Origin of the sequence: Microbacterium sp., assembly GCF_051953575.1 — a bacterium.
Lineage (GTDB): Bacteria > Actinomycetota > Actinomycetes > Actinomycetales > Microbacteriaceae > Microbacterium.
In genome coordinates this window covers 1-2,518 of the sequence record NZ_JBQCIP010000258.1, presented here as the reverse complement: position 1 = coordinate 2,518, position 2,518 = coordinate 1, and the positions used below count along the sequence as shown (strand labels likewise).

Here is a 2,518-nt window from a genome sequence, read left to right as displayed (position 1 = left end):
GTTGATGAAGTCGGCGACCACGAGGAAGTAGCCCGGGAAGCCCATCTGGAGGATGATCCCGGTCTCGTACTCGGCCTGCGTGCGGACCTTGTCGGGGATGCCGCCCGGGTACCGGTAGTGAAGGCCTCGCTCGACCTCTTTGATGAGCCAGCTGTCCTCGGTCTCACCTTCGGGCACGGGGAACCGCGGCATGTAGTTCGCCGAGGTGTTGAACTCGACCTTGCAGCGTTCGGCGATCAGCAGGGTGTTGTCGCACGCCTCGGGGTGGTCGCGGAAGAGCTGCCGCATCTCCTGCGCGGTCTTGATGTAGTAGCCGTCGCCGTCGAACTTGAAGCGGTTGGGGTCGTCGAGCGTCGAGCCCGACTGCACGCACAGCAGGGCCGCGTGGGCGTCGGCCTCGTGCTGATGCGTGTAGTGGGAGTCGTTGGTGGCGACGAGCGGGATGTCGAGATCCTTCGCGAGCCGGAGCAGGTCCGTCATGATCCGGCGCTCGATCGACAGGCCGTGGTCCATGATCTCGGCGAAGTAGTTCTCCTTGCCGAAGATGTCCTGGAATTCGGCGGCCGCAGCGCGCGCCGCGTCGTACTGGCCGAGGCGCAGGCGGGTCTGCACCTCGCCCGACGGGCAGCCGGTCGTCGCGATGAGCCCCTTGCCGTACGTCTGGAGCAGCTCGCGGTCCATGCGGGGCTTGAAGTAGTAGCCCTCCATGCTCGACAGCGAGCTGAGCCGGAAGAGGTTGTGCATGCCCCCGGTGTTCTCGCTCCACAGCGTCATGTGGGTGTACGCGCCCGATCCCGAGACGTCGTCGCTCTTCTGCTCGGGCGAGCCCCACGCCACGCGCGACTTGTCGCTGCGATGGGTGCCCGGCGTGACGTACGCCTCCAGGCCGATGATCGGATTCACGCCCGCGGCCTGTGCCGCCCGGTAGAACTCGAACGCCGCGAAGGTGTTGCCGTGGTCGGTGACCGCGATCGCCGGCATCCCGTACTCGGCGGCCGCCTGCGTCATGGCGCCGATCTTGGCGGCCCCGTCGAGCATCGAGTACTCGCTGTGCACGTGCAGATGAACGAAGGAGTCGGATGCCACGCAACGAGTCTACGGACGCCCACGGACACCGCGCCCGGCCCCGCCGGGTGTCGGCGGGACCGGGCGCGGAGCTCGGTTCACCCTCGAGTTCAGGGTGAAGGTGCTGCCGCCCGGAGGCGGATCTAGAAGTCCTCGTCGAGGGCGTACTGCTGCTGCCACGTGTGTGGGCGGTCGATCCCGAGCCCGTACAGGTAGCGGATCAGCTGCCCCTGGTGCATCGTCTCGTGCTCGAGCAGCGCGAGCACGTAGCGCCATGAGTCCTCGTCGGCGGCGTCGATGCCGGCGACCCAGTCGTCGACGTCCGCCGCGGTCTGCACGAATGCCGCGCGGACGGTGGCGGCGTCCGACGATCCGTCGCGGTCGATCGGGCTGGAGAATCCCTGCCATTCGCCCGCCCGTGCCGCTCTGGGGGAAGCTCTCGCGGGCGCCGAGCACGCACCACAGCTGGTGCCCGACCGTGTCGGACGGCAGGCCGGGGAGACGAGATACGAGGTGCGCGGCGGGGATCGTGTCGACGAAGTCGAGATACAGGATGTTGGCGCGCTCGAGGCGACGACGGAGGAGCTCGTTCACGGGTCCACGCTAGAGGTCGCGCCGCATGAGCACACGCGTGAACCCGGCGAGCATCGAGGTGGTGTCGACGGCCTTGGCGAACCCGGCCTGCTCGAACAGCCGCCGCGTGCCGACGTACGCCATCGTCTGATTCACCGGCGCCCCGTCGTTGTCGACCGGATACCCCTCGATGACGGGCGCCCCCTGCGCGCGGGCGAACTCGACCGCACCGTCGATGAGCGCGTGCATGACGCCCTTCTTGCGATGCCCCGGACGCACCCGGAAGCACCACAGTGACCACACCTCCTGGTCGTCCACGTGCGGGATCTTGCGGAACGTCGCGAAGTGCGTGCGGGAGCGCGGCGCGACGGCGGCCCAGCCGACCGGCTCGTCGCCGTCGTAGGCGAGCACGCCGATCGGCCCCTCCTCGTCCATGAGCCGACGTACACGATCGGCTCGATCCGGCCCGCGCAGCGCATTCGCCTCCTTCGAGGGGATGCGGTAGCTCAGGCAGAAGCACACGCTGGACTGCGGATTCTTCGGCCCGATCACCGCGGCGACATCATCGAACACCGTGGCCGGTCGCACCTCGATCGTCATGACGCCCACTATGGCCGAGGCATCCGACATCCGCCCTTAGGCTGAGCGCATGGCCACCCCCGACTTCGTCATCGAGCTGCGCCGCCACATCGGCACGACCGCCCTGCCTCTCGTCGGCGCGACGGCCGTCGTGCTTCGGGGCGACAGCATCCTGCTGGGCCGGCGCAGCGACAACGGCGCGCTCACGCCGATCACGGGCATCGTCGAACCCGGCGAGGAGCCGGCCGACGCCGCCGTGCGCGAGACGCTGGAGGAGGCCGGAGTGGTCTGCCGTGTCGAG

At 68.7% G+C, this 2,518-nt stretch carries 4 protein-coding genes; 1 reads left to right on the top strand and 3 read right to left on the bottom strand.

The window, feature by feature from the left end:
• The 3 genes from ACTHNQ_RS16390 to ACTHNQ_RS16380 all read right to left on the bottom strand — a co-directional run.
• Nucleotides 1–1,086: PHP domain-containing protein (locus ACTHNQ_RS16390; protein WP_440335019.1), on the bottom strand; the 1,086-nt coding region annotated here is incomplete at its 3' end.
• A 122-nt stretch (nt 1,087–1,208) separates the two neighbouring features.
• Entirely contained in the window at nt 1,209–1,403 is a 195-nt protein-coding gene (locus ACTHNQ_RS16385) for a hypothetical protein (RefSeq protein WP_440335018.1), read from the bottom strand.
• Nucleotides 1,404–1,668: 265 nt separating this feature from the next.
• On the bottom strand, nt 1,669–2,238 hold the full coding sequence (locus tag ACTHNQ_RS16380; RefSeq protein WP_440335017.1) for a GNAT family N-acetyltransferase: 570 nt from the start codon (nt 2,236–2,238) through the stop codon (nt 1,669–1,671).
• A 49-nt stretch (nt 2,239–2,287) separates the two neighbouring features.
• On the opposite strand from ACTHNQ_RS16380, the gene ACTHNQ_RS16375 reads away from it, so the two are divergent.
• Nucleotides 2,288–2,518, top strand: a 231-nt coding sequence (locus ACTHNQ_RS16375) for an NUDIX domain-containing protein (protein ID WP_440335016.1), incomplete at its 3' end; no start/stop codon positions are given.